Origin of the sequence: uncultured Bifidobacterium sp., assembly GCF_949292005.1 — a bacterium.
In the GTDB taxonomy this organism is placed as follows: Bacteria; Actinomycetota; Actinomycetes; order Actinomycetales; family Bifidobacteriaceae; genus Bifidobacterium.
Genome location: NZ_CASEXV010000059.1, coordinates 50,755 through 70,535 on the forward strand (window position 1 = coordinate 50,755; position 19,781 = coordinate 70,535).

The following is a 19,781-nucleotide window of genomic DNA, read 5'->3' on the forward strand; positions in this document are numbered from 1 at the left end:
ATCCGGTCTGGCGCGCCGCGGTCACACCCCGGAACTAGCGTAGGTCTCATGACTCAGGAGATCGAGATCGGTTTGGGCAAGAAGGGCCGTTTGGCCTACTCGTTGGACGATGTGGCCATCGTCCCGTCCCGGCGCACGCGCGATCCGGAGGATGTGTCCACATCGTGGCAGGTGGATGCGTATGAGTTCGATGTGCCGATTATCGGCGCTCCCATGGATTCGGTGACAAGTCCGCAGACCGCGATTGAGATGGGACGTCTGGGGGCTTTGGGCGTTCTCGATCTTGAAGGTCTGTGGACGCGTTATGAGGACCCGCAGCCCTTGCTGGATGAGATTTCCGGAATCGAGGCATCCAAGGCGGTGGGCCGCATGCAGGAGCTGTATGCCGAGCCCATCAAGCCCGAGCTGATAACACGGCGTCTGCGCGAGATACGCGATGCGGGTGTGACGGTGGCGGGAGCCTTGTCTCCCCAGAGGGTTCAGGAGTTCTACGCCACTGTTGTCGGGGCCGGCGTGGATCTGTTCGTCATACGGGGCACCGCTGTTTCGGCCGAGCATGTCTCCCAAGGACACGAGCCGCTGAACCTGAAGAGGTTCATCTACGATTTGGATGTTCCCGTCATCGTCGGTGGGGCCGCGAGCTACACCGCCGCGTTGCACCTCATGCGTACCGGGGCCGCTGGCGTTCTTGTCGGCTTCGGTGGCGGTGCAGTGTCGGCGACGCGGGCGACGATTGGTCTTGAGGCTCCTCTGGCGACGGCGATAGCCGATGTCGCCGAGGCGCGGCGGGATTACATGGACGAGTCCGGTGGACGTTATGTGCAGGTCATCGCGGATGGAGGTATGGGGACCTCCGGAAGCTTCGTCAAGGCGCTAGCTCTGGGCGCCGACGCCGTCATGCTGGGATCTCCTCTCGCCCGAGCCAACGAGGCTCCCGGCCGCGGACAGCATTGGGGGGCCGAGGCGCATCATCCCACTCTGCCGCGTGGTGGTCGTTCGGATGTGGGAACCGTCGGTTCATTGAAGCAGATCCTTTTCGGTCCCAGTCATAGGGCAGACGGCACCACGAACTTCGTGGGGGCTCTGCGTCGTGCCATGGCCTCGACGGGTTATGTCGACGTCAAGGGATTCCAACGGTGCGGTGTGGTTGTCACCCCGTATCCGGGTCGTGTCTGAGATTTCTTCCGGAGTCTTCCCATCAGGGGTCCACTTATCCACACTCTTATGGATGCGTGTTGACACCCCTTTCCTGGATGTGGTGTGGTTGCTGATGTCGTCCCGTGGGCGTTTGCCTTTCGGGAACGATTCGCACGCATAACGCACTTCAGTGAGGAAGGGGATTCCATGGACATCGGTTCTGACGCATCCAATCGAATTGTTTTTCCGCAACGCGGGCTTAGACCTCCGCAGATTATCGATGGGAGGGTGCGTTTGGCCATTGATGGTCTCTTCGTTCCCTACCACATAACCACGTGTTTCAGAAGCGAGCTGGGTGCTGATGCCTTTCACGCCGCCGCGGTGAGATCGTGCCAGCTGGCGTGCATGGCCGCCGACATCGTGCGTGGGAGGAGTGTGCCGTCCTCCGTTTTCCGCGTCGCGTCGCATTCGTGCGTGTCCAGGCTTCAGACGATGGCCATGCTGTTGGAGATCCATAGGGATGAGCATGGGGGTGAGGACCATGAGGAGCAAGCTGATATGAGGAGATATCCGGTGGTGCCGTTCATGGTCAATGGGATGCTTGTCAGTCCCGAACGATTCGAGATGTGCGTGAGATTGGGCATAGGCCGTGTCACGTACTGGTCTTCTCTGGTGTTTCGCCTTACGGGAAGCCGATGGTTGTGCGTCTTGGCCGATTTCGGGTGAGGACCGACGAGGCGTGAGGCGCACCCCGCACTATAGTGGTCACTATGCTTCGCGAATTTGCCGTTGACGTCATTCATCCGACCACCGAGAGGGATACGATCTTCTCTCTGCTGGACAATCGCGCCGCGCGCGACCCGTCCGACATCATCGCCGAGAGACAGTTGGCTCCCTCTCGCCGCTGGGTCACGGTCACGGCCGCGGACATGCTTAACCGAGTGAGGGCCGTCGCCCGTGGGCTTCTGGCCTTGGGCGCGGGCAAGGGCAGCCGAGTCGTGGTCTACTCGCCGACCTGCTACGACTGGGGGGTCGTCGATTTCGCGTGCGCGGCGGTGGGCGCCATATCCGTGCCGATCTACGAAACAGATTCCGAACAGCAGGCGGCGACGATTGTCGAGGACGTGACTCCCGTCATCGCCTTCGCGGGCGACTACGACCACGCTCAGGCGCTGGAGCGCATCCGCAGGAAGTCACCATCCCTCACCGCCGTGTTCAATTTCGAGGCCGAGGGGTTGGATGCGGTCGTCGACTTCGGTGAATCGGTGAGTGAGGACGTCCTTGATGAGGCCATCTCGAAGGTCAAGGCGGATGATCCCTCCACCATCGTGTACACGTCCGGCTCCACAGGGAAGCCCAAAGGCGCGGTCCTTTCCAACAGGAACTTCACGCATATCGTCTACGCTGGTTATGACGTTCTTGGCGAGATGCTGTATCAGCCGACACGTCTTCTCCTGTTCCTGCCTCTTGCGCACTGCTTCGCCAGATACATCGAGTATGTGGCCATCGGAGCGCATGGCGTGGTCGGCTATCTTCCCAGCGCCAAGCGCCTGCTTTCCGACCTGAGAAGCTTCAAACCGACCTACCTTCTCGGCGTTCCACGAGTGTTCGAGAAGGTGTACAACGCCGCGTCGCAGAAGGCGGGCGCTGGAATCCGTGGGAGGATATTCGCGCGAGCCTTCGACCATTTCGTGGCATGGTCCAAGGACGAGGGGAACCATTCGTTGGCCGCGAAGGCCGCGCATGTGTTCTATGAGAAAACGGTGGGGACGTCCATGAGGTCGGCGCTCGGTCCCAATCTTCGGTACCTCGCATGTGGAGGGGCTCCGATCAACCCCGATCTGGCTCATTTCTTCAATGGCCTCGACGGGATAACCTTCATTCAGGGATATGGGATGACGGAGACCGCAGCCCCGTGCGTGGTCAATTTCGAGAAGGCAAACAGGGTTGGTTCCGTGGGCCGTCCGGGGCCCGGCATCGCGGTGAAGCTCGCCGATGATGACGAACTGCTCATCAAGGGCCCCAACATCTTCCTGGGGTACTACAACCAGCCTGAGATGACGAAGCAGACGTTGGATGCGGACGGATGGCTGCACAGCGGCGATCTTGCGTCGATCGACGATGATGGCTTCATCTATATAACGGGCCGCAAGAAGGACATCATCATCACCGCGGGCGGAAAGAACGTCAGTCCCGCTCCATTGGAAGGGATCATCGATTCGTGCCCCATCGTTTCCCATTCGGTGGTGATCGGCGACGGCAAACCCTTCGTCTCGGCTTTGGTGGCGTTGGAGCCGGATATGGTCCGGTCGTGGCTGGCCGGGCAGGGACTGGACTCGACAGCTCCCATGTCTTCGATCGCAAGGAACGATGCCGTGCGGTCCTATGTGCAGGAGTTCGTCGATCAAGCCAATGATGGGGTGTCCCGCGCGGAATCGGTGAGGAAGTTCGCCATTCTGGACGAGGATTTCACACAGGATTCCGGAACGTTGACGCCCAGTATGAAAGTGGTCCGCGCGAAGGTCATATCGCGATTCGCGTCGGTGATAGACAATGAGATCTACACCCCCAAAGGCGGCTCACGTCCACTTCCCGCGACCGTCAAGATTCTCGACAGAACGACCGAGACGGTGCGTCAGGCCTCGGAGACGGTGCGTCAGGCCTCGGAGACGGTGACACCGAAGGTTATGCAGGCGCTCGATCAGGCGAAGGCGAGCGTCAACGACCGGTGGAAGTCATCCCATGACGGCAAGAGTGTCGACGATGTCTCCGAACAGGATGAGACCGAATCCGATGGGGGAACGGACCCCGGACTTCCCGATGACCAGGAGGCGGCTCGGTAATGGCGATACGCGATATCCGGACGGTGCCCGATCCCGTGCTGCGAACGCCATGCGATCCTATCGGCGCAGTCACCCCGGCGGTCAGGCGCCTCGTCCGCGATCTTCTCGACACCGTCGACGATCCGGGAAGGGCGGGGCTATCTGCGAATCAGATAGGCGTCGGACTCCGGGCGTTCTCCTACAACATAGATGGAACCGTCGGCTACATCCTTAATCCCGTCATCGAGGAGACAAGCGGGGAGCAGTACGGCGACGAGGGATGCCTGTCACTGCCGGGACTGTGGTACGCCACGCGTCGCGCCGATTACGCGCGGTGCCGAGGGACCGATCTGGACGGCAAAACCGTTGTTCTCGAAGGGCGCGGTGTGATGGGCCGGATGATCCAGCATGAGTGTGACCATCTTGATGGACATGTTTATATCGACCGTTTGGAGAGGGATGAGCGCAAAGCCGCTCTGAGACAGATGCGCTCCTTCTCCCGGAGCGCGTAGAAACCCGCCAAGACATCCTGTTCCCCGTTTCCCGAAACGGGAAAATATGCTAGAATTCCGCCTTGTGCGTCGTTAGGTGGCCGTCGTGTCGTGATGGATGTCCACCGGAAGATTCCATATGTCAACCTGACGCACCAATTCGCGTCATGCACACGATGGACTGTGTCGGTCGGCTCGCAGGAGTTGCACTCAGATCCGCATGGCCAGGCAATAACCGACAAAGGAAGGCACAATTATGGCTCAGATCACCATGAGCGACATGCTAAAGTCCGGATTGCATTTCGGACATCAAACTCGTCGTTGGAACCCGAAGATGAAGCAGTACATCCTCACCCAACGCAACGGCATCCACATCATCAACCTGTTCAAGTCGCTCGACATGATCGACAAGGCCTACGACTTCATCAAGACCACCGTCGCCCATAATGGCACCGTGCTCTTCGTTGGAACCAAGAAGCAGGCGCAGGACTCCATCAAGACCCAGGCCACTCGTGTGAACATGCCCTACGTCTCGGAGCGCTGGCTCGGCGGGATGCTCACGAATTTCCAGACCGTCTCCAAGCGCGTCTCGCGCCTGAAGGAGCTTGAGGAGATGGACTTCTCCGACGTGCACGGATCGGGATACACCAAGAAGGAGCTTCTCCTCCTTGAGCGCGAGAAGGACAAGCTTGAGAAGCAGCTCGGCGGAATCCGCAACATGACCCGCACGCCGTCAGCCCTGTTCATCGTGGACATCAACAAGGAAGCCCTTGCCGTTCAGGATGCCAAGAAGCTCGGCATTCCGGTCGTCGCAGTGGTCGACACCAACACCGATCCCGATCTCGTGGATTACCCGATTCCCGCCAACGACGATGCCATTCGCGGCATTGATCTTCTCACCACGCTGATGGCCGACGCGGTCGCAGATGGTCTGCTGGAGCGTTCGGGCAAAGCCGAGAAGGCCGCCGACGCCAACGAGCAGCCCATGGCCGCATGGGAGAAGGATCTCCTCGCCGGAGACTCCGCATCCGCCGAGGCCGAGAAGCCCGCAGAGAAAGCCGACGAGGCGAAGGCTTCCGAAGCTGCCCCAGCGACGGCCGAAGCCTGAGTCCACACAGTCGTTCCCCACGCCCTCTGGGCGTGGGGCACCGTTATCTTAATTGGAGGAAACCAATGGCAGCAATCACAGCGGCGTTGATCAAGCAGGTCCGTGAGGACACCGGAGCCGGGATGCTTGATGTCAAGAACGCATTGACCGAGGCTGAGGGTGATGTCGCCCGCGCCAAGGAGATCATCCGTGCCAAAGGCATTCAGGCTGCGGGAAAGCGTGAGGGCCGCAAAGCCCAGGAGGGGACCATCGCCTCCGTCGTCATCGACTCGGCGGATGGTCAGACCGGATATGCGGTCGAGCTGAATTCCGAAACCGATTTCGTCGCCAAGACGCCGAAGTTCGTCGAATTCGCGGACTCCGTGTTGAACGCGGCCGTCGCGGCGTCCGCAAATGACGTTGACTCCGTGCTTGACGCGCCCATGAACGGCTCCACCGTGCGCGAGGAGGTCGAAGAGGCCGCGTCGCTGTTCGGCGAGCATGTGAAGATCGGTAACGTCGTCAAGGTCGAGGGACCCCATGTCGAGATCTACGCGCATCGTAAGTCGGCTGAGATGCCCCCGAGCATCGTCGCGATAATCGCCACGGATGAGGGTGGCGCTTCCGTCGCCCATGACGCGGCGTTGCAGATCTCCGCCATGTCGCCCCGCTGGCTCGCCCGCGAGGATGTGGACTCCGATGTGCTTGAGTCCGAGCGTCGCGTCGCTATGGATAAGACGACCGAGGAGCTCACGGCCAAGGGCAAGCCCGAAGCGGTCATCGAGAAAATCGCCCCGAAGATCGTCGAGGGCCGTCTCAACGCCTTCTACAAGGAGAACGTGCTTCTCGACCAGGCCTATGTCAAGGATCCCTCCAAAAGCGTTGGTGATTTGTTCGCCGAGGCGGGAGGCAAGGTCGTAGCCTTCGCCCGTGTCGAGGTAGGCAAGTCATCGGAGGAGTAGTGGTTTGCGCCGACGTGTGTCGGCGCGCCGGTGGCGGTGGGATCTGAGACCAGACCCACCGCCACCGGCGTTTTTATGTCTGTGCCACCGCCGTGGTACCGGCCATCCCAGTGCTTCGGTATCCATGGCGTGCCATAGGCGGAGGCCACCATCCTCTCCGAAGTGTCGTTGTTGCTGTATACGCTTGACATGATTTATGCAATGCCGGTGCGCCGGAACACTGATCCGGTGGAGGATGGAGAACGGTAATGACGGATGACAAGGGGAACGCCCCGCGGCGAGTTCTGCTCAAACTATCGGGAGAGGCCTTCGGTGGAGGCTCGGTCGGGTTGGACACCACCATTATTCGACGGATCGCGCGGGAGATAACGGATGCCGTGACACGGGGAGTCCAGGTGGCGATCGTTGTCGGCGGAGGGAACTTCTTCCGTGGCGCAGAGCTTCAACAGGCCGGCATCGATCGTAGCCGTGGGGATTATATGGGCATGTTGGGCACAGTGATGAACTGCTTGGCCCTTCAGGATTTCCTTGAGCAGGAGGGACAGGCCACCAGAGTCCAGACCGCGATCGCCATGGGGCAGGTCGCCGAGCCGTACATTCCACTCAAGGCAATAAGACATCTCGAGAAGGGCCGGGTCGTCATTTTCGGGGCTGGGGCGGGAATGCCCTACTTCTCGACCGATACGGTGTCGATTCAACGCTCGTTGGAGATTCACTGCGATGAGGTCCTGATGGGCAAGAACGGCGTGGACGGTGTGTACACGGCGGATCCGAGAAGGGATTCGGCTGCTCGTCGATTCGACGCGTTGAGCTACACCCGGGCCCTTGTCGACAATCTTTCCGTCATGGACGCATCGGCGCTCTCCATGGCTCGAGACAACCATCAGAGCATTCGCGTTTTCGGTCTTGAGGGCGAAGGCAACGTCACATCAGCAATTCTTGGATGTCCCATTGGTACTCTTGTGTCGGACGTCGAGTCTAGCGTTGCCGAATAGGTCGGCTACCGCATAAGGTGTTCAGAGTCGAATCGCGGCGTCCGATGGCGTCGGGCAGCAGATAAGCGGAGGTACATGATGGCAACAGCAGTCACACAGGCCAAGGAGCAGATGGCGAAGTCCGTTGAGGCGACGAAGGAGAATTTCTCGGGAATCCGCACGGGGCGCGCCAATCCAGGTCTGCTTAACGGTCTGACCGTCGATTATTACGGAGTTCCCACTCCAATCAAGTCGGTCGCATCCATAGGCGTTCCCGAACCACGCACCCTTTCCGTCACACCCTTCGACGCTTCCCAGACCAACGCCGTCGAGAAGGCGATACGCGATTCCGATCTCGGCGTCAGCCCCCGGCGTGACGGCAACGTCATCCGGCTGACTATGCCAGAGCTCACGGAGGAGCGGCGCAAGGAGTACGTCAAACTGGCGAAGACGAGGGCCGAGGACGGCAAGATCGCCGTGCGCAACATCCGGCGCAAGGCGAAGGAGGATATCGACAAATCCGTCAAGGATGGCGATATGGGCGAGGATGAAGGCGACCGTCTTCTCAAGGAGCTTGACAAGGTGACGAAGCAGACCACCGATCAGTTGGACGACCTCTTTGAGACCAAGCGCAAGGAGATCATGGAGGTCTGACGGCGGTGTCCGCCTCGGAAAGGTGCCGTGATGGTCGATAGCGTCGGAGAAGACGGACGTCAGGAACCGCAGAAGGTCGTTGACCAGATCAACAAACGCGCGGGAAGGAACATGCCACAGGCCGTGGGAACGGCCGTACTTCTCATCGGAATCATTCTTGCGTGTCTGCTGACCAGCATCCAGGTTTTCGTGATCCTCATAGTGGTGTTCATGGTGCTCGCGCTCTGGGAGCTTCGTGTCGATTTCGCCACGGTGGGGTTGCATATTCCCGTCATCACCCTATGGCTGTGCTCGGCAGGCATGCTCCTGTCGTCCTACTACGCGCCCAGGCACGCCGAGGCGATGGCGATGTCCTCGATTATCGCGCTGTTCGCCGTCGTCGTGATGTCAACGATGCGGGTGACGTATGGAAACCACATATCGCTGGCCGTCGCGGGCAAGCTCGCGTCGTCGGATCCGCGTGTGGGCACACCCGATTCGGCTGTTCCCATCGATCCACCCCACCACAGCCGCATGAGCAATCTCGCCGTCTCCGTGTTCAGCCTGATGTATGTCCCCGTTCTTGCGGGCAGCATTATTTTGTCCCTGACCTTTCATGGCCATCCGGTGGCCCATGCCATCATGCTGGTCTTCCTTCCGGCGTTGAGCGACACCGGTGGATTGTTCGCAGGGGCGTGGTTCGGGAAGCACAAGCTTTCGCCGCGGATATCCCCGAAAAAATCCGTCGAGGGGCTTATCGGCTCGATTGCCCTGGCTATGCTCGGAGCGTTCGTCATCTTTGCCGTGACGTATCCAGGACAATGGTCGAAGCTATGGTGGGCGCCGATTGTGATGGGCGTTATGGTGGGAATCGTGGGCACGTTCGGTGACCTGTGCGCTTCGATGCTGAAAAGAGACATAGGAATCAAGGACATGGGCCATTTGCTCAAAGGGCATGGCGGTGTGATGGATAGGGTCGATTCGATTCTGCTTTCCGCGCCTTTTCTGACTGTTCTGCTATGGATGACGGGAATGTGATGAGTGACGACGTTTTCCGCGAGGTGCTGTCCCGCGGTCACAATCCGCGTGGGAAGGCACCCCGACACTTCGCCGACATGACCGACGACGAGGCCAGCGAGACCGTGGCTGGACTGGACATTCCACGTTTCCGAGCGAAACAGCTGGCCTCGCACTACTATTCCCATGGTGATGTCAAGGCGGAGGATTTCACCGATTTTCCCAAGGATTTGCGCCAGCGCATCGGTGATGTCTTCTTCCCCCAGCTCATCACGGAAGTCACACGGCAGATCGCGGATGAGGGGATGACCGTCAAAACGCTGTGGAGACTTTTCGACGGCTCCAGAATCGAATCCGTTCTTATGAGATATCCACGCAGGGCCACTTTGTGCATTTCCAGTCAGGTGGGCTGTGGGATGGCGTGCCCATTCTGCGCGACGGGGCATCTGGGATTGACTCGGAACATGTCGACGGGCGAGATCCTTGAGCAGGTACGGGTCGCGGCGCGGACGATGCGTGATGGAGGTATGGCCGGAGGACCCGGAAGGCTGAGCAATGTGGTTTTCATGGGTATGGGGGAGCCCATGGCCAATTACCGTTCGGTTCTGGCCGCAGTGAGGAGGATATGCGCCCCCGCACCCGATGGCTTCGGAATATCGGCCCGGAACATCACGATATCTACGGTTGGGGTGGTTCCCGGAATCCGTAAGTTGGCGGGCGAGGGGCTTCCTGTACGGCTGGCGGTGTCCCTACACGCGGCTGGGGATGAGCTGCGCGACGAGCTCGTACCGATGAACCGCAAGTTCGACACCACGAAGGTTCTGGACGCGGCGCATGACTACTACAAGGCCAGCGGGCGCAGGGTGAGCATCGAATACGCCCTGATGCGTGGAATCAACGACCAGCCTGAGCATGCAACTCTGTTGGCCAAAAGACTCAACCACTACGGTGACGATTGGGCGCATGTCAACCCCATCCCGCTCAATCCGATCGAGGGTTCCCGATGGACGGCCTCGAAACCTGAGGATGAGCGGCGTTTTCTGGACATACTCCACCGTTCGGGAATCACGGCCACGCTCCGTGACACGCGGGGAAGCGACATCGATGGAGCCTGTGGCCAGTTGGCCGCCAAAGTGGAGGACTCCTCCACTGAGTGAGAGATGAGATGTCCCCGATATGAGGGGACGGTACTGTGGGTCGCAGAATGCAACGGTTCGTATGCGGGGAGGTCGTCGTGACGCTGGCGGTTCGGGTTATTCCTTGTCTTGACGTCGATGATGGGCGGGTCGTTAAAGGGGTCCATTTCGAGAATCTCAAGGATGCCGGGGATCCCGTGGAATTGGCGGCCGAATACTATCGTCAGGGTGCCGATGAGCTGACGTTTCTCGATGTCACGGCCTCAAGCTCGCATCGACGGACGATGGTCGACGTGGTGAACAGAACATCCGAAAAGCTGTTCATCCCACTCACTGTGGGTGGTGGTGTGCGGTCCGTCGATGATGTGGATTCCCTGTTGCGCTGTGGTGCCGACAAGGTGGGGGTGAACACCGCGGCGATCAACGATCCGCAGCTGATCGCCCGCATATCCAAGCGTTTCGGAAACCAGGTCCTGGTCCTGTCTGTTGACGCCCGGCGGGAGAGGGGCGAACGGCACACCGCCTCCGGCTTCGAGGTCACGACCATGGGGGGAAGGCGGTCCACCGGCATCGACGCGGTGTGGTGGGCGCGACGGGCCGAGGAGTTGGGGGCGGGCGAGGTTCTTCTCAATTCCATGGATGCCGATGGGACCAAAAAGGGCTTCGACATCGAGATGATTCGGGCGGTGCGGGAGGCTGTGACGATTCCGCTGATCGCCAGTGGAGGTGCGGGACGGCCCGATGATTTCCCTCCGGCCATAGCCGCGGGAGCCAACGCGGTTTTGGCCGCTTCGGTGTTCCACTATGGCGTCATGACCATCAATGATGTCAAAGGAGCTCTCCGTGGAGCTGGATACGCGGTCCGATAAGGGCCCTGCGGGCCGTCGGGTGTGGTCGTATGGTGTGTCGTGAGATCGGATGATGGCAAGGATGGAACTGATATGAGCGATTGTGGTGGAGAAGACGGCGTGGAACGGGCGGAGGATGCCGGGCGGGACGTTCTTGACCCGTCAGTGTCCGCGCGTCTCAAACGTGATGGGCAGGGGCTGGTTGTGGCGGTCGTCCAGCAATACGACACCCATGAGGTGCTGATGGTGGGATACATGAACGATGAGGCCCTCAGGAGAACCCTGACGACCGGACGGGTGACATACTGGTCCAGATCCCGGCAGGAGTACTGGAGAAAGGGAGATACGTCAGGGCATGTGCAGTTCGTGAAGGGAGTGTCGCTGGATTGCGATGGCGACGCCCTTCTCATCAGCGTCGACCAAGTTGGGGCCGCATGCCACACCGGAAGAAGATCATGCTTCGACACGGGCGGTCCGCTTCCTGTCGTGGTCGGAAGCCGGGCTGATGCGCTTCCTATGCAAGGGGGTCGGGGACGATGACGCAGTGCACGGTTGATGATCTGCAGTGGGGGCAGGCGTGGCCCTCGCGAGCTGTTTTTCATGAACTGGCCGATCAGGGGTATCGTGTCATCCCCATTGTGCGCCGGATTCTGGCGGATTCGTTGACTCCTGTTGGTCTCTATCGCAGACTTGGAGGCGGTCGCAGCGGGACGTTTATCCTTGAATCCGCGGAATATGGGGGGATATGGAGCCGATACAGCTTCATCGGGGTGCGGTCCATGGCCCAGCTTCGTTCAAGGAATGGGCGTGCCGATTGGCTGGGCACCGTTCCATCCGGAATCCCCAGAGAGGGGGATGCCCTTGAGGTGGCCCATGCCGCGTTGAAGGCGCTGCGTTCGCCAAGGGTGAGTGGTTTGCCGAATCTGACGGGTGGCCTTGTCGGATCGGTCGGTTGGGATGCCATACGTCATTGGGAGCCTTCCGTCGGGGCCACAGCTCCGGATGAGACCGGGCAGCCCGAGCTGGCGCTGTCGTTGGCGACCGACATGGCCGTCGTCGACCATGTGTCGGGCTCCGTGTGGTTGATAGCCAACGCCGTGAACGTGGATGACATGCCCACTCGGGCGGATAAGATGTACGACGACGCGGTAGTCCGGTTGGATCGCATGCAGGAGACGGCATCGTCATCCGCCGCCGGCGAGACAAGCGTCAGCGTTCTGGATCCGCAGGCTCCGGTTCCTGAGCTGAGGTTTCGCACCTCGAAATCGGATTATGAGAAATCCGTGGAGAAGGCGAAACGCCACATCATTGATGGAGACGTCTTCCAAGTCGTCATCTCGCAACGCTTGGACATCGACTCCCCGTCGGATCCCTTCGACGTGTATCGGGTGCTTCGTACGCTCAATCCCAGCCCATACATGTACTTCTTCTCGCTGACCGACGCGGACGGGCGGGATTTCTCTATCATCGGGTCCAGCCCCGAGACGCTGATCAAGGTCGATGACGGCCACGCCATGACGTTTCCCATCGCAGGGTCCCGTCCAAGGGGCAAAACTCCCGAGGAGGACGAGCGTCTTTCCCGTGAGCTGCTCGCCGATCCCAAGGAGCGCAGCGAGCACATCATGCTTGTCGATCTGTCGCGCAACGACCTGAGCCGCGTCTGCGATCCTGAGAGTGTCGAGGTCGTGTCGCTGATGGACATCAAGCGTTTCAGCCATATCATGCACATCTGCTCGACGGTGACGGGCAGATTGTCTCCCGGGGTCACCTCTTTCGACGTCTTCGCCTCGGCCTTCCCCGCGGGAACGCTGTCGGGCGCGCCCAAGCCGCGCGCCGTCGACATCATCGACGAGCTGGAACCCTCGGACAGAGGGATCTACGGGGGAACGGTGGGATACTTCGATTTCTCCGGGAATCTCGACATGGCCATTGCCATCCGCACCGCGTTCCTCAGGAACCATGAGGCCTCCGTACAGGCGGGAGCGGGCATCGTGCTCGATTCGGTTCCCGAGAACGAGTGGCAGGAGACCCGGAACAAGGCCGAGGCTAGTGTCGAGGCCGTGCAGATGGCGGCTCGATTGAGGAATCTGTAGGCGCGTCGGACGGGCTGGCCGCGATGCGGCCCATTTCGGAATCTGGTTATTCATAACGAGTGGAGTCCGTTTCACGTAGAGTTACCTGTGATGTTCATAGGAAGGGAAAGACCGTGTCAGTACTGGACGATTTGATGGAGGGCGCGTTGGAGGACCAGCGCGCGCGTGAGGAGACCGTGTCGATTGATGAGCTACGCGCCGCCGCCGACGCCGCTCCGGCTCCCCTTGACGTCCGCGCGTGGCTGAAACGTGCCGATGGAGTGCCCATCATCGCGGAGATCAAACGTGCGTCGCCTTCCAAGGGCAGGCTGTCCGACATTCCCGATCCAGCCGCTTTGGCCCGTGAATACGAGCGCGGAGGAGCCTGTGCCGTGTCGGTTCTCACCGAGGGGCGTCGTTTTCTCGGATCGTTGGACGACTTGGACGCAGTGCGCAAGGCCGTGTCGATACCCGTTCTCCGGAAGGACTTCATCGCCACGGATTACCAGATCTGGGAGGCCAGGGCGCACGGAGCGGATTTGGTTCTGCTTATCGTCGCGGCATTGGATGATGTGACGCTTGTCCGTCTTCTCGAACTCACGCATCGTCTGGGGATGACGGCACTGGTTGAAACGCATACACGGGAGGAGATTGACCGCGCGATTGCCGCGGGAGCCTCGGTCATCGGCACCAACGCCAGGAACCTCAAGGATCTGCGGGTTGATGTGGGACGATACTCCGAGCTGGCGGATGGACTTCCCGACGACGTGATCAAGGTCGCGGAGTCCGGTGTGTTCGGTGGGGTCGAACTGGAGGATTACGCGCGGGCGGGAGCGGATGCCGTGCTTGTCGGTGAGGGCGTGGCCACGGCCGACGATCATCGCACCGCAGTGGCGCGGCTGGTGGCCGCCGGACGACGGGTGAAGGCATCGTCCGCCATGCCTCTGAGCACGCACGAGGGACCTTATTTCGGAAGGTTCGGAGGACGGTATGTTCCCGAGGCTCTTGTCGGGGCGCTTGATGAGTTGGAAAAGGTCTATACCGAGGCCAAGGCCGATCCCGAGTTCCATCGTGAGTTCGCGCGTCTGAACAAGCTTTATGTGGGTCGTCCCTCGCCGCTGACCGAGGCTCCGCGGTTCGCCGCCCGGCTCAACGAGCGGGTCGGCACCAACGCGCGCGTGTTTCTCAAGCGGGAGGATCTCAACCATACCGGAGCCCATAAGATCAACAACGCCTTGGGGCAGGCGCTTCTCGTCAAACGCATGGGCAAGCACAGGGTCATCGCCGAGACCGGTGCGGGCCAGCATGGGGTCGCCACGGCCACGGTGTGCGCGCTTATGGGATTGAAATGCCGTGTCTATATGGGGCAGATCGACGCGCGGCGGCAGGCTTTGAACGTCGCCCGTATGCGCCTGCTCGGGGCCGAGGTGGTCGAGGTGACCCAAGGGACAAGAATCCTGAAGGATGCCATCAACGAGGCTCTGCGGGACTGGGTGACGAACGTTGAGGACACCCATTATCTCTTGGGAACTGTTGCCGGCCCGCATCCCTTCCCCAGCATGGTCCGCGACTTTCAGAAGGTGATAGGCGAGGAGGCTCGGGAGCAGCTTCGCGAGGACTACGGCATCGACCATCCCGACGCGATCTGCGCCTGCGTGGGTGGTGGGTCGAACGCCATCGGGATCATGAACGCCTTTCTGGATGACCCCAGTGTGGCACTGTACGGCTTCGAAGCCGGCGGACATGGGCCCGAATCAGGCGAGCACGCCATCAGATTCGCTCCCGGAACGGGCCAGTTGGGTGTGTTCCAGGGTGCGAAGTCGTATCTGTTGGAGGATGCGGAGGGGCAGACCAAGGATACATACTCCATCTCCGCGGGATTGGACTACGCATCCGTGGGACCCGAACATGCGTGGCTCAAGGAGCTCGGAAGGGTGAACTATTCATGGGCCACCGACGACGAAGCGATGTCCGCTTTCAAGGACCTGTGCGAGACCGAGGGCATCATTCCCGCGATCGAAAGCTCCCATGCGGTGGCGGGCGCGTACAAGGCGGCGAAGGACCTGAAGAATAAGGGAATGACCAGTCCGGTCATGATCATCAATATTTCCGGGCGCGGCGACAAGGACGTGGCGACTGCCGGGCGGTGGTTCGGCTATCTCACGGATGACCAGAGCCGGGCGTTGGACGCCAACGGCGCCCACGGAACCAGCATCGAGGGGGAGTGACCACAATGGACACAAAGGACGTGGGAATGAGAGCACCGTCGACGCAACCGTTGGGAATCAGCCATCGCCCCAGTGCCATGGAGACGCTGTTCGAGCGGCTGGATGAGGAGAACCGTCCGGCGTTCATCGGATATCTGCCTTATGGTTTCCCCGACGTCGAGATGTCCCTCCGGGCGCTTCGCACAATGGTCGAGAATGGTGTGGACGCCGTCGAAATCGGTCTTCCCTATTCGGATCCGGTGATGGATGGTCCAGTGATTCAGGCGGCCGCTCAGAAGGCGATCGAATCCGGCGAGAAGATCGCCGGGGTGTTTGATGCGGTGCGCGTCGTGTCCGAAGCCGGGGCTGTTCCCCTGATCATGAGCTACTGGAACCTGATCATGCATTACGGAGTGGAGCGTTTCGCAGATGATTTCGCGCAGGCTGGCGGTGCCGGTCTTATCACTCCGGATTTGATTCCCGATGAGGCCGATGAATGGATCGAGGCGTCGCAGCGGCACGGACTTGACCGTATATTCCTTGTGTCTCCGGATTCGACCGACGAGAGGCTGGGGGTGGCGGCGCGAGATTCCCGTGGATTCGTTTATGCGGCGTCGCGGATGGGCGTGACGGGAGAGAGGACCACGCTCTCCTCATCCCCGGAGGCTCTGGTGTCTCGAACCAGAAAGGCCGGAGCCTCCCGTGTGTGTGTGGGCATCGGAGTGTCGAACGCGCAGCAGGCCGCCCAGGTCGGCTCTTATGCGGACGGAGTCATCGTTGGCTCGGCTTTGGTGCATACCCTTCTTGTCCCGCAGGGGGGTATGGTGGGTGACGCGTCGGACCGATTGGATGGTCTGGCCCGGGTCACACGTGACATAGCCCGTGGAGTGCGCTCGGCACGGCTCTAGCTCGATCCCATGGATATGGGATGTGCGGGGAGATGAACGGAAAGGTTGTCGGCAGCAATGGCATTGGCGTACATTCCCTCACCATCGGTGTCCCAATTCACCATAGGACCGGTGACCATCCATATCTACGCGCTGTGCATGCTCGCGGGGATTGTGGCCGCCGTTGCCATAGCCTCCGTGCGATGGTCCAGGCGTGGAGGGGATTTCGATCAGATACTTGACATCACGCTGTGCGCCGTTCCCGCGGGAATAGTCGGCGCGCGCGTCTACCACATCGTCACCACGCCGGAGCGTTTCTTTGGGCCGACCGGCGATTGGGTGGAGATGTTCCGGATCTGGCACGGAGGTCTGGGAATATGGGGCGCCGTCCTTTTCGGAGGACTCGCCGCGTGGGCGTGGTGCCGACACAAGCACTACCCCATGGCTCTTCTCGCGGACAGCGTGGCTCCGGGGCTTCTTGTGGCCCAAGCGATCGGGAGGTTGGGAAACTGGTTCAACCAGGAGCTCTATGGCGCTCCGACGACGCTTCCATGGGGATTGAAGCTCAGCTCAACCGGCACCGCGATCGGATCAGGGGAGCAGTGCTACGACGGGACGACATGTCCGACCGGAACATTGTTCCAACCGACCTTTCTCTACGAGATGATCTGGAACCTTATCGGAGCCGCGTTGATTGTGTGGCTCGGACGTCGCGCATCCGCGTATCTGAAGGCAGGATCGCTTTTCGCGACGTATGTGATGTGGTACACGCTGGGACGCGGATGGATCGAGACGCTGCGCATCGACTACGCCCACAACTTTCTGGGAGTGCGAATCAATGTCTGGGTCGCGATGGTGGTCTTCGCGATGGGAGCCATCGCTTTTATTCTGATTCAGCGTTTTGGCAAGGACAGCGCTGGTCTTGAGAAGCGCCTGAAGGACATCACCGACACCGAACGACATGACTGAGGTCCCTTGCCACTTCGACCGGTCTGTCGTACTTCATAGAATGGACACCATGATGATTCGAATAGCTCCCAGCATATTGTCAGCCGACTTCTGCAACCTTCAACGCGATCTGGACGCTATATCCGCGGCGGATCTCGTCCACGTCGATGTCATGGACCATCATTTCGTTCCCAATCTCACCCTGGGGGAGCCGATCGTCAAGCGGATCTGCGAGGTGACCGACCTGCCCGTGGATGTGCATCTGATGATTGAGGATCCCGACCGTTGGGCTCCGGAATACGCGCGTCTTGGCGCGTCTTCGGTGAGCTTCCACATGGGGGCCGCGCACGCCCCCGTCCGGCTGGCGCGCCAGTTGCACGACATGGGATGCAAGGCGTGCTTTGCGGTTCGTCCCGCCGAGCCCGTGGAGCCCATATTCGACATTCTTGACGAGTTCGACATGATTCTTGTCATGACGGTCGAGCCGGGATTCGGAGGACAGAAGTTCCTGGGAAACCAGATGGGCAAGGTCAGGAGGCTTCGTGACGAGATCACTCGTCGTGGATTGTCCACAAGCATTCAGGTGGATGGCGGTGTCAGCACATCCACTGCCGCGGTGGTGGCGAATGCCGGCGCTGATGTTCTGGTGGCCGGATCCGCGGTGTATGGCTCCAGCGATCCGGCAGAGGCCATAGTGGGAATCCGTCGGACGGCGCAGGACGCATATCGCGCGTAGCGTTGCGGGCTCAGCCGTAGAAAACGTTATACGCATAGCCACAGGAAAGGTATTGGATATGAAATCCTTCGAATCGTTGTTTGCAGAGCTCAGCGAGAAGGCATCCCGTCACGATCCCGAGTCTCTCACGGTCGCCGAGCTTGACAAGGGCACACACTTCATCGGGAAGAAGATCGTCGAGGAGGCGGGGGAGACGTGGATTGCCGCGGAGTATGAGGGAGCCGACCGGACGGCTGAGGAGATGAGCCAACTGATCTACCATCTGCAGGTGATGATGATCGACTGTGGAATCACCTTGGACGACATATACAAGAACCTGTGAGGACGTGTTTCAGCTAGGGACGCAAGGGAGAAGAGAATGTTGAGAATCGCGGTGCCGAACAAGGGGATGCTCTCGGAACCGGCTTGGGACATGCTGGGCGAGGCCGGATACCGGCTTCGGAGCAATTCACGGCAGTTGGTCGTGCATGACGAAGACAACGACATCGAGATGTTCTACCTCAGGCCGCTTGACATCGCCGTCTACGTTGGACGGGGAACCATCGACGTCGGAATCACGGGCAGGGACCTTCTGCTCAACTCCGGAACCGATGCCCTCGAACACATGTCCTTGGGATTCGGCGCATCGACCTTCCGATTCGCGGCTCCTCAGGAATCACCCATCGCCAGCCTTGAGGACATCGATTCCAAAAGGGTCGCCAGTTCGTATGACAGGCTGGTGTCCGACTACCTGACCGCTCGGGGCGTCCATGCCGATATCATCCACCTTGATGGTGCGGTGGAGTCCTCGGTTCAGCTGGGAGTGGCCGACCTCATCGCCGATGTGGTGTCCACAGGAACGACTCTGCGCAATGCCGGGCTTCGCATCTTCGGCGATCCGATTCTCAAATCCGAGGCGATTATGATTCGTTCGCCACGCCTCGCTGAGGATGACGAGCGTTTGGTCGTGCTTCAGAGGCGTCTGCAGGGAGTCCTCACGGCACAGCGGTACGTGATCATGGATTACGACATTCCCGTGTCCAAGGTCTCCCAGGCGGTGGCAGTGACCCCCGGATTCGAAAGTCCTACGATCTCGCCGCTTCATGACAAGCAGTGGTCCGCCGTGCGCGTCATGGTTCCGCGGGACAGGGTCAATATGCTTATGGACCGGTTGTACGATGTGGGGGCGCGCGGCATCATCGTCACCGCCCTTCAGGCGTCCAGGATCTGATAGACACGATGCGTGGCAACGATGATCGGGGAAACCGCTATGGTCCGGAGCCCAGGAACATCTATTTCACGGTCCCCAACCTCATCAGCGTTCTGAGAATCATATCCATTCCGTTCATCGCGGCCTTGATCGCGGGGCACAGGATGATCCCCGCTTTGGTGGTGATGGGAATCTCGGCCGTGTCCGACGGCGTCGACGGCATAATAGCGAGATCATTCAATCAGGTCAGCAGAGTCGGGCAGATCCTTGATCCGGTCGCGGATCGTCTGCTGATATTCTGCAGCATCCTTGCTTTGGGACTTGCAGGGATCATTCCGTGGTGGATGCTCGTCATCGTCGGACTGCGAGACTGCCTTATGGCCATCGAGATGCTCATTCTCGCTCAGCATGATTACGGCCCTCTTCCTGTTCACTTCGTGGGCAAGACGGGCACGGCCCTGCTCATGACCTCGATTGTGACCCTGATTGTGGCGGATATGCTTGTCGGAGTCGCCGGACAGGTGCTGCGCATGATCTCGCTGGCCGTGTTCATCTGGGGCATAGCGCTGTACTGGTTCGCGGGACTGCTCTACGCTTGGCAGGGAACCATTCTTCTCAAACGCAGAGGATAGGAC

20 protein-coding genes are annotated in these 19,781 nt (G+C 60.2%); all 20 read left to right on the top strand.

Annotation, left to right across the window (positions count from 1 at the left end; translation table 11 throughout):
- Positions 1 to 48 precede the first annotated feature (48 nt).
- Complete coding sequence (locus Q1X90_RS04165) at positions 49 to 1,176, top strand: GuaB3 family IMP dehydrogenase-related protein (RefSeq protein ID WP_300766827.1); 1,128 nt, start codon at positions 49 to 51, stop codon at positions 1,174 to 1,176.
- Positions 1,177 to 1,344: 168 nt separating this feature from the next.
- Complete coding sequence (locus Q1X90_RS04170) at positions 1,345 to 1,863, top strand: hypothetical protein (protein ID WP_300766829.1); 519 nt, start codon at positions 1,345 to 1,347, stop codon at positions 1,861 to 1,863.
- A 44-nt stretch (positions 1,864 to 1,907) separates the two neighbouring features.
- The gene (locus Q1X90_RS04175; RefSeq protein WP_300766831.1) at positions 1,908 to 3,980 is read left to right on the top strand and encodes a long-chain fatty acid--CoA ligase; all 2,073 of its coding nucleotides are present in this window, start codon (positions 1,908 to 1,910) and stop codon (positions 3,978 to 3,980) included.
- On the top strand, positions 3,980 to 4,471 hold the full coding sequence (locus tag Q1X90_RS04180) for a peptide deformylase (RefSeq protein WP_300766833.1): 492 nt from the start codon (positions 3,980 to 3,982) through the stop codon (positions 4,469 to 4,471). Before Q1X90_RS04175 ends, Q1X90_RS04180 begins: the two co-directional genes overlap by 1 nt.
- 235 nt (positions 4,472 to 4,706) lie before the next feature.
- Complete coding sequence (rpsB, locus tag Q1X90_RS04185; protein WP_300766835.1) at positions 4,707 to 5,558, top strand: 30S ribosomal protein S2; 852 nt, start codon at positions 4,707 to 4,709, stop codon at positions 5,556 to 5,558.
- Between the two features lie 65 nt (positions 5,559 to 5,623).
- The gene (tsf, locus tag Q1X90_RS04190) at positions 5,624 to 6,499 is read left to right on the top strand and encodes a translation elongation factor Ts (protein WP_300766837.1); all 876 of its coding nucleotides are present in this window, start codon (positions 5,624 to 5,626) and stop codon (positions 6,497 to 6,499) included.
- A 248-nt stretch (positions 6,500 to 6,747) separates the two neighbouring features.
- Positions 6,748 to 7,494 (top strand): UMP kinase, encoded by a 747-nt coding sequence (gene pyrH / locus Q1X90_RS04195; protein ID WP_300766839.1) that lies wholly within the window; start codon positions 6,748 to 6,750, stop codon positions 7,492 to 7,494.
- A gap of 78 nt (positions 7,495 to 7,572) precedes the next feature.
- Positions 7,573 to 8,127 carry a ribosome recycling factor gene (frr, locus tag Q1X90_RS04200; protein ID WP_300766889.1) on the top strand — a complete coding sequence of 185 codons (555 nt, stop codon included), beginning with the start codon at positions 7,573 to 7,575 and terminating at the stop codon, positions 8,125 to 8,127.
- Between the two features lie 30 nt (positions 8,128 to 8,157).
- On the top strand, positions 8,158 to 9,144 hold the full coding sequence (locus Q1X90_RS04205) for a phosphatidate cytidylyltransferase (protein ID WP_300766841.1): 987 nt from the start codon (positions 8,158 to 8,160) through the stop codon (positions 9,142 to 9,144).
- Positions 9,126 to 10,280 (top strand): 23S rRNA (adenine(2503)-C(2))-methyltransferase RlmN, encoded by a 1,155-nt coding sequence (rlmN, locus tag Q1X90_RS04210; RefSeq protein ID WP_366944457.1) that lies wholly within the window; start codon positions 9,126 to 9,128, stop codon positions 10,278 to 10,280. The genes Q1X90_RS04205 and rlmN overlap by 19 nt, the downstream gene beginning before the upstream one ends.
- Before the next feature lie 77 nt (positions 10,281 to 10,357).
- The gene (hisF, locus tag Q1X90_RS04215) at positions 10,358 to 11,128 is read left to right on the top strand and encodes an imidazole glycerol phosphate synthase subunit HisF (protein WP_300766891.1); all 771 of its coding nucleotides are present in this window, start codon (positions 10,358 to 10,360) and stop codon (positions 11,126 to 11,128) included.
- A 72-nt stretch (positions 11,129 to 11,200) separates the two neighbouring features.
- A complete protein-coding gene (gene hisI / locus Q1X90_RS04220; protein WP_300766845.1) occupies positions 11,201 to 11,647 on the top strand; it encodes a phosphoribosyl-AMP cyclohydrolase in 447 nt (148 codons plus the stop codon).
- Positions 11,644 to 13,200 carry an anthranilate synthase component I gene (locus Q1X90_RS04225; protein ID WP_300766847.1) on the top strand — a complete coding sequence of 519 codons (1,557 nt, stop codon included), beginning with the start codon at positions 11,644 to 11,646 and terminating at the stop codon, positions 13,198 to 13,200. Before hisI ends, Q1X90_RS04225 begins: the two co-directional genes overlap by 4 nt.
- A 113-nt stretch (positions 13,201 to 13,313) precedes the next feature.
- Positions 13,314 to 15,407, top strand: a complete 2,094-nt coding sequence (locus Q1X90_RS04230; RefSeq protein ID WP_300766849.1) for a bifunctional indole-3-glycerol phosphate synthase/tryptophan synthase subunit beta — start codon at positions 13,314 to 13,316, stop codon at positions 15,405 to 15,407.
- Between the two features lie 26 nt (positions 15,408 to 15,433).
- Positions 15,434 to 16,294: a tryptophan synthase subunit alpha gene (trpA, locus tag Q1X90_RS04235; RefSeq protein ID WP_300766851.1), complete on the top strand. Its 861-nt coding sequence runs from the start codon at positions 15,434 to 15,436 to the stop codon at positions 16,292 to 16,294.
- A gap of 57 nt (positions 16,295 to 16,351) precedes the next feature.
- Positions 16,352 to 17,242 (top strand): prolipoprotein diacylglyceryl transferase, encoded by an 891-nt coding sequence (gene lgt / locus Q1X90_RS04240; protein WP_300766853.1) that lies wholly within the window; start codon positions 16,352 to 16,354, stop codon positions 17,240 to 17,242.
- A gap of 49 nt (positions 17,243 to 17,291) precedes the next feature.
- The gene (gene rpe / locus Q1X90_RS04245; protein WP_300766856.1) at positions 17,292 to 17,957 is read left to right on the top strand and encodes a ribulose-phosphate 3-epimerase; all 666 of its coding nucleotides are present in this window, start codon (positions 17,292 to 17,294) and stop codon (positions 17,955 to 17,957) included.
- 52 nt (positions 17,958 to 18,009) lie between these two features.
- Positions 18,010 to 18,279 carry a phosphoribosyl-ATP diphosphatase gene (locus tag Q1X90_RS04250; protein WP_300766858.1) on the top strand — a complete coding sequence of 90 codons (270 nt, stop codon included), beginning with the start codon at positions 18,010 to 18,012 and terminating at the stop codon, positions 18,277 to 18,279.
- 36 nt (positions 18,280 to 18,315) lie between these two features.
- Entirely contained in the window at positions 18,316 to 19,167 is an 852-nt protein-coding gene (hisG, locus tag Q1X90_RS04255) for an ATP phosphoribosyltransferase (protein ID WP_300766860.1), read from the top strand.
- An 8-nt stretch (positions 19,168 to 19,175) separates the two neighbouring features.
- Complete coding sequence (locus Q1X90_RS04260; RefSeq protein WP_300766862.1) at positions 19,176 to 19,778, top strand: CDP-alcohol phosphatidyltransferase family protein; 603 nt, start codon at positions 19,176 to 19,178, stop codon at positions 19,776 to 19,778.
- The last annotated feature ends 3 nt before the right edge of the window (positions 19,779 to 19,781 follow it).

Bases quoted from the DNA above. Each gene is read 5' to 3' on its own strand.
- Q1X90_RS04165 (WP_300766827.1), top strand. From the start codon at position 49: ATGACTCAGGAGATCGAGATCGGTTTGGGCAAGAAGGGCCGTTTGGCC.
- Q1X90_RS04170 (WP_300766829.1), top strand. From the start codon at position 1,345: ATGGACATCGGTTCTGACGCATCCAATCGAATTGTTTTTCCGCAACGC.
- Q1X90_RS04175 (WP_300766831.1), top strand. From the start codon at position 1,908: ATGCTTCGCGAATTTGCCGTTGACGTCATTCATCCGACCACCGAGAGG.
- Q1X90_RS04180 (WP_300766833.1), top strand. From the start codon at position 3,980: ATGGCGATACGCGATATCCGGACGGTGCCCGATCCCGTGCTGCGAACG.
- rpsB (WP_300766835.1), top strand. From the start codon at position 4,707: ATGGCTCAGATCACCATGAGCGACATGCTAAAGTCCGGATTGCATTTC.
- tsf (WP_300766837.1), top strand. From the start codon at position 5,624: ATGGCAGCAATCACAGCGGCGTTGATCAAGCAGGTCCGTGAGGACACC.
- pyrH (WP_300766839.1), top strand. From the start codon at position 6,748: ATGACGGATGACAAGGGGAACGCCCCGCGGCGAGTTCTGCTCAAACTA.
- frr (WP_300766889.1), top strand. From the start codon at position 7,573: ATGGCAACAGCAGTCACACAGGCCAAGGAGCAGATGGCGAAGTCCGTT.
- Q1X90_RS04205 (WP_300766841.1), top strand. From the start codon at position 8,158: ATGGTCGATAGCGTCGGAGAAGACGGACGTCAGGAACCGCAGAAGGTC.
- rlmN (WP_366944457.1), top strand. From the start codon at position 9,126: ATGGATGACGGGAATGTGATGAGTGACGACGTTTTCCGCGAGGTGCTG.
- hisI (WP_300766845.1), top strand. From the start codon at position 11,201: ATGAGCGATTGTGGTGGAGAAGACGGCGTGGAACGGGCGGAGGATGCC.
- Q1X90_RS04225 (WP_300766847.1), top strand. From the start codon at position 11,644: ATGACGCAGTGCACGGTTGATGATCTGCAGTGGGGGCAGGCGTGGCCC.
- trpA (WP_300766851.1), top strand. From the start codon at position 15,434: ATGAGAGCACCGTCGACGCAACCGTTGGGAATCAGCCATCGCCCCAGT.
- lgt (WP_300766853.1), top strand. From the start codon at position 16,352: ATGGCATTGGCGTACATTCCCTCACCATCGGTGTCCCAATTCACCATA.
- rpe (WP_300766856.1), top strand. From the start codon at position 17,292: ATGATGATTCGAATAGCTCCCAGCATATTGTCAGCCGACTTCTGCAAC.
- hisG (WP_300766860.1), top strand. From the start codon at position 18,316: ATGTTGAGAATCGCGGTGCCGAACAAGGGGATGCTCTCGGAACCGGCT.
- Q1X90_RS04260 (WP_300766862.1), top strand. From the start codon at position 19,176: ATGCGTGGCAACGATGATCGGGGAAACCGCTATGGTCCGGAGCCCAGG.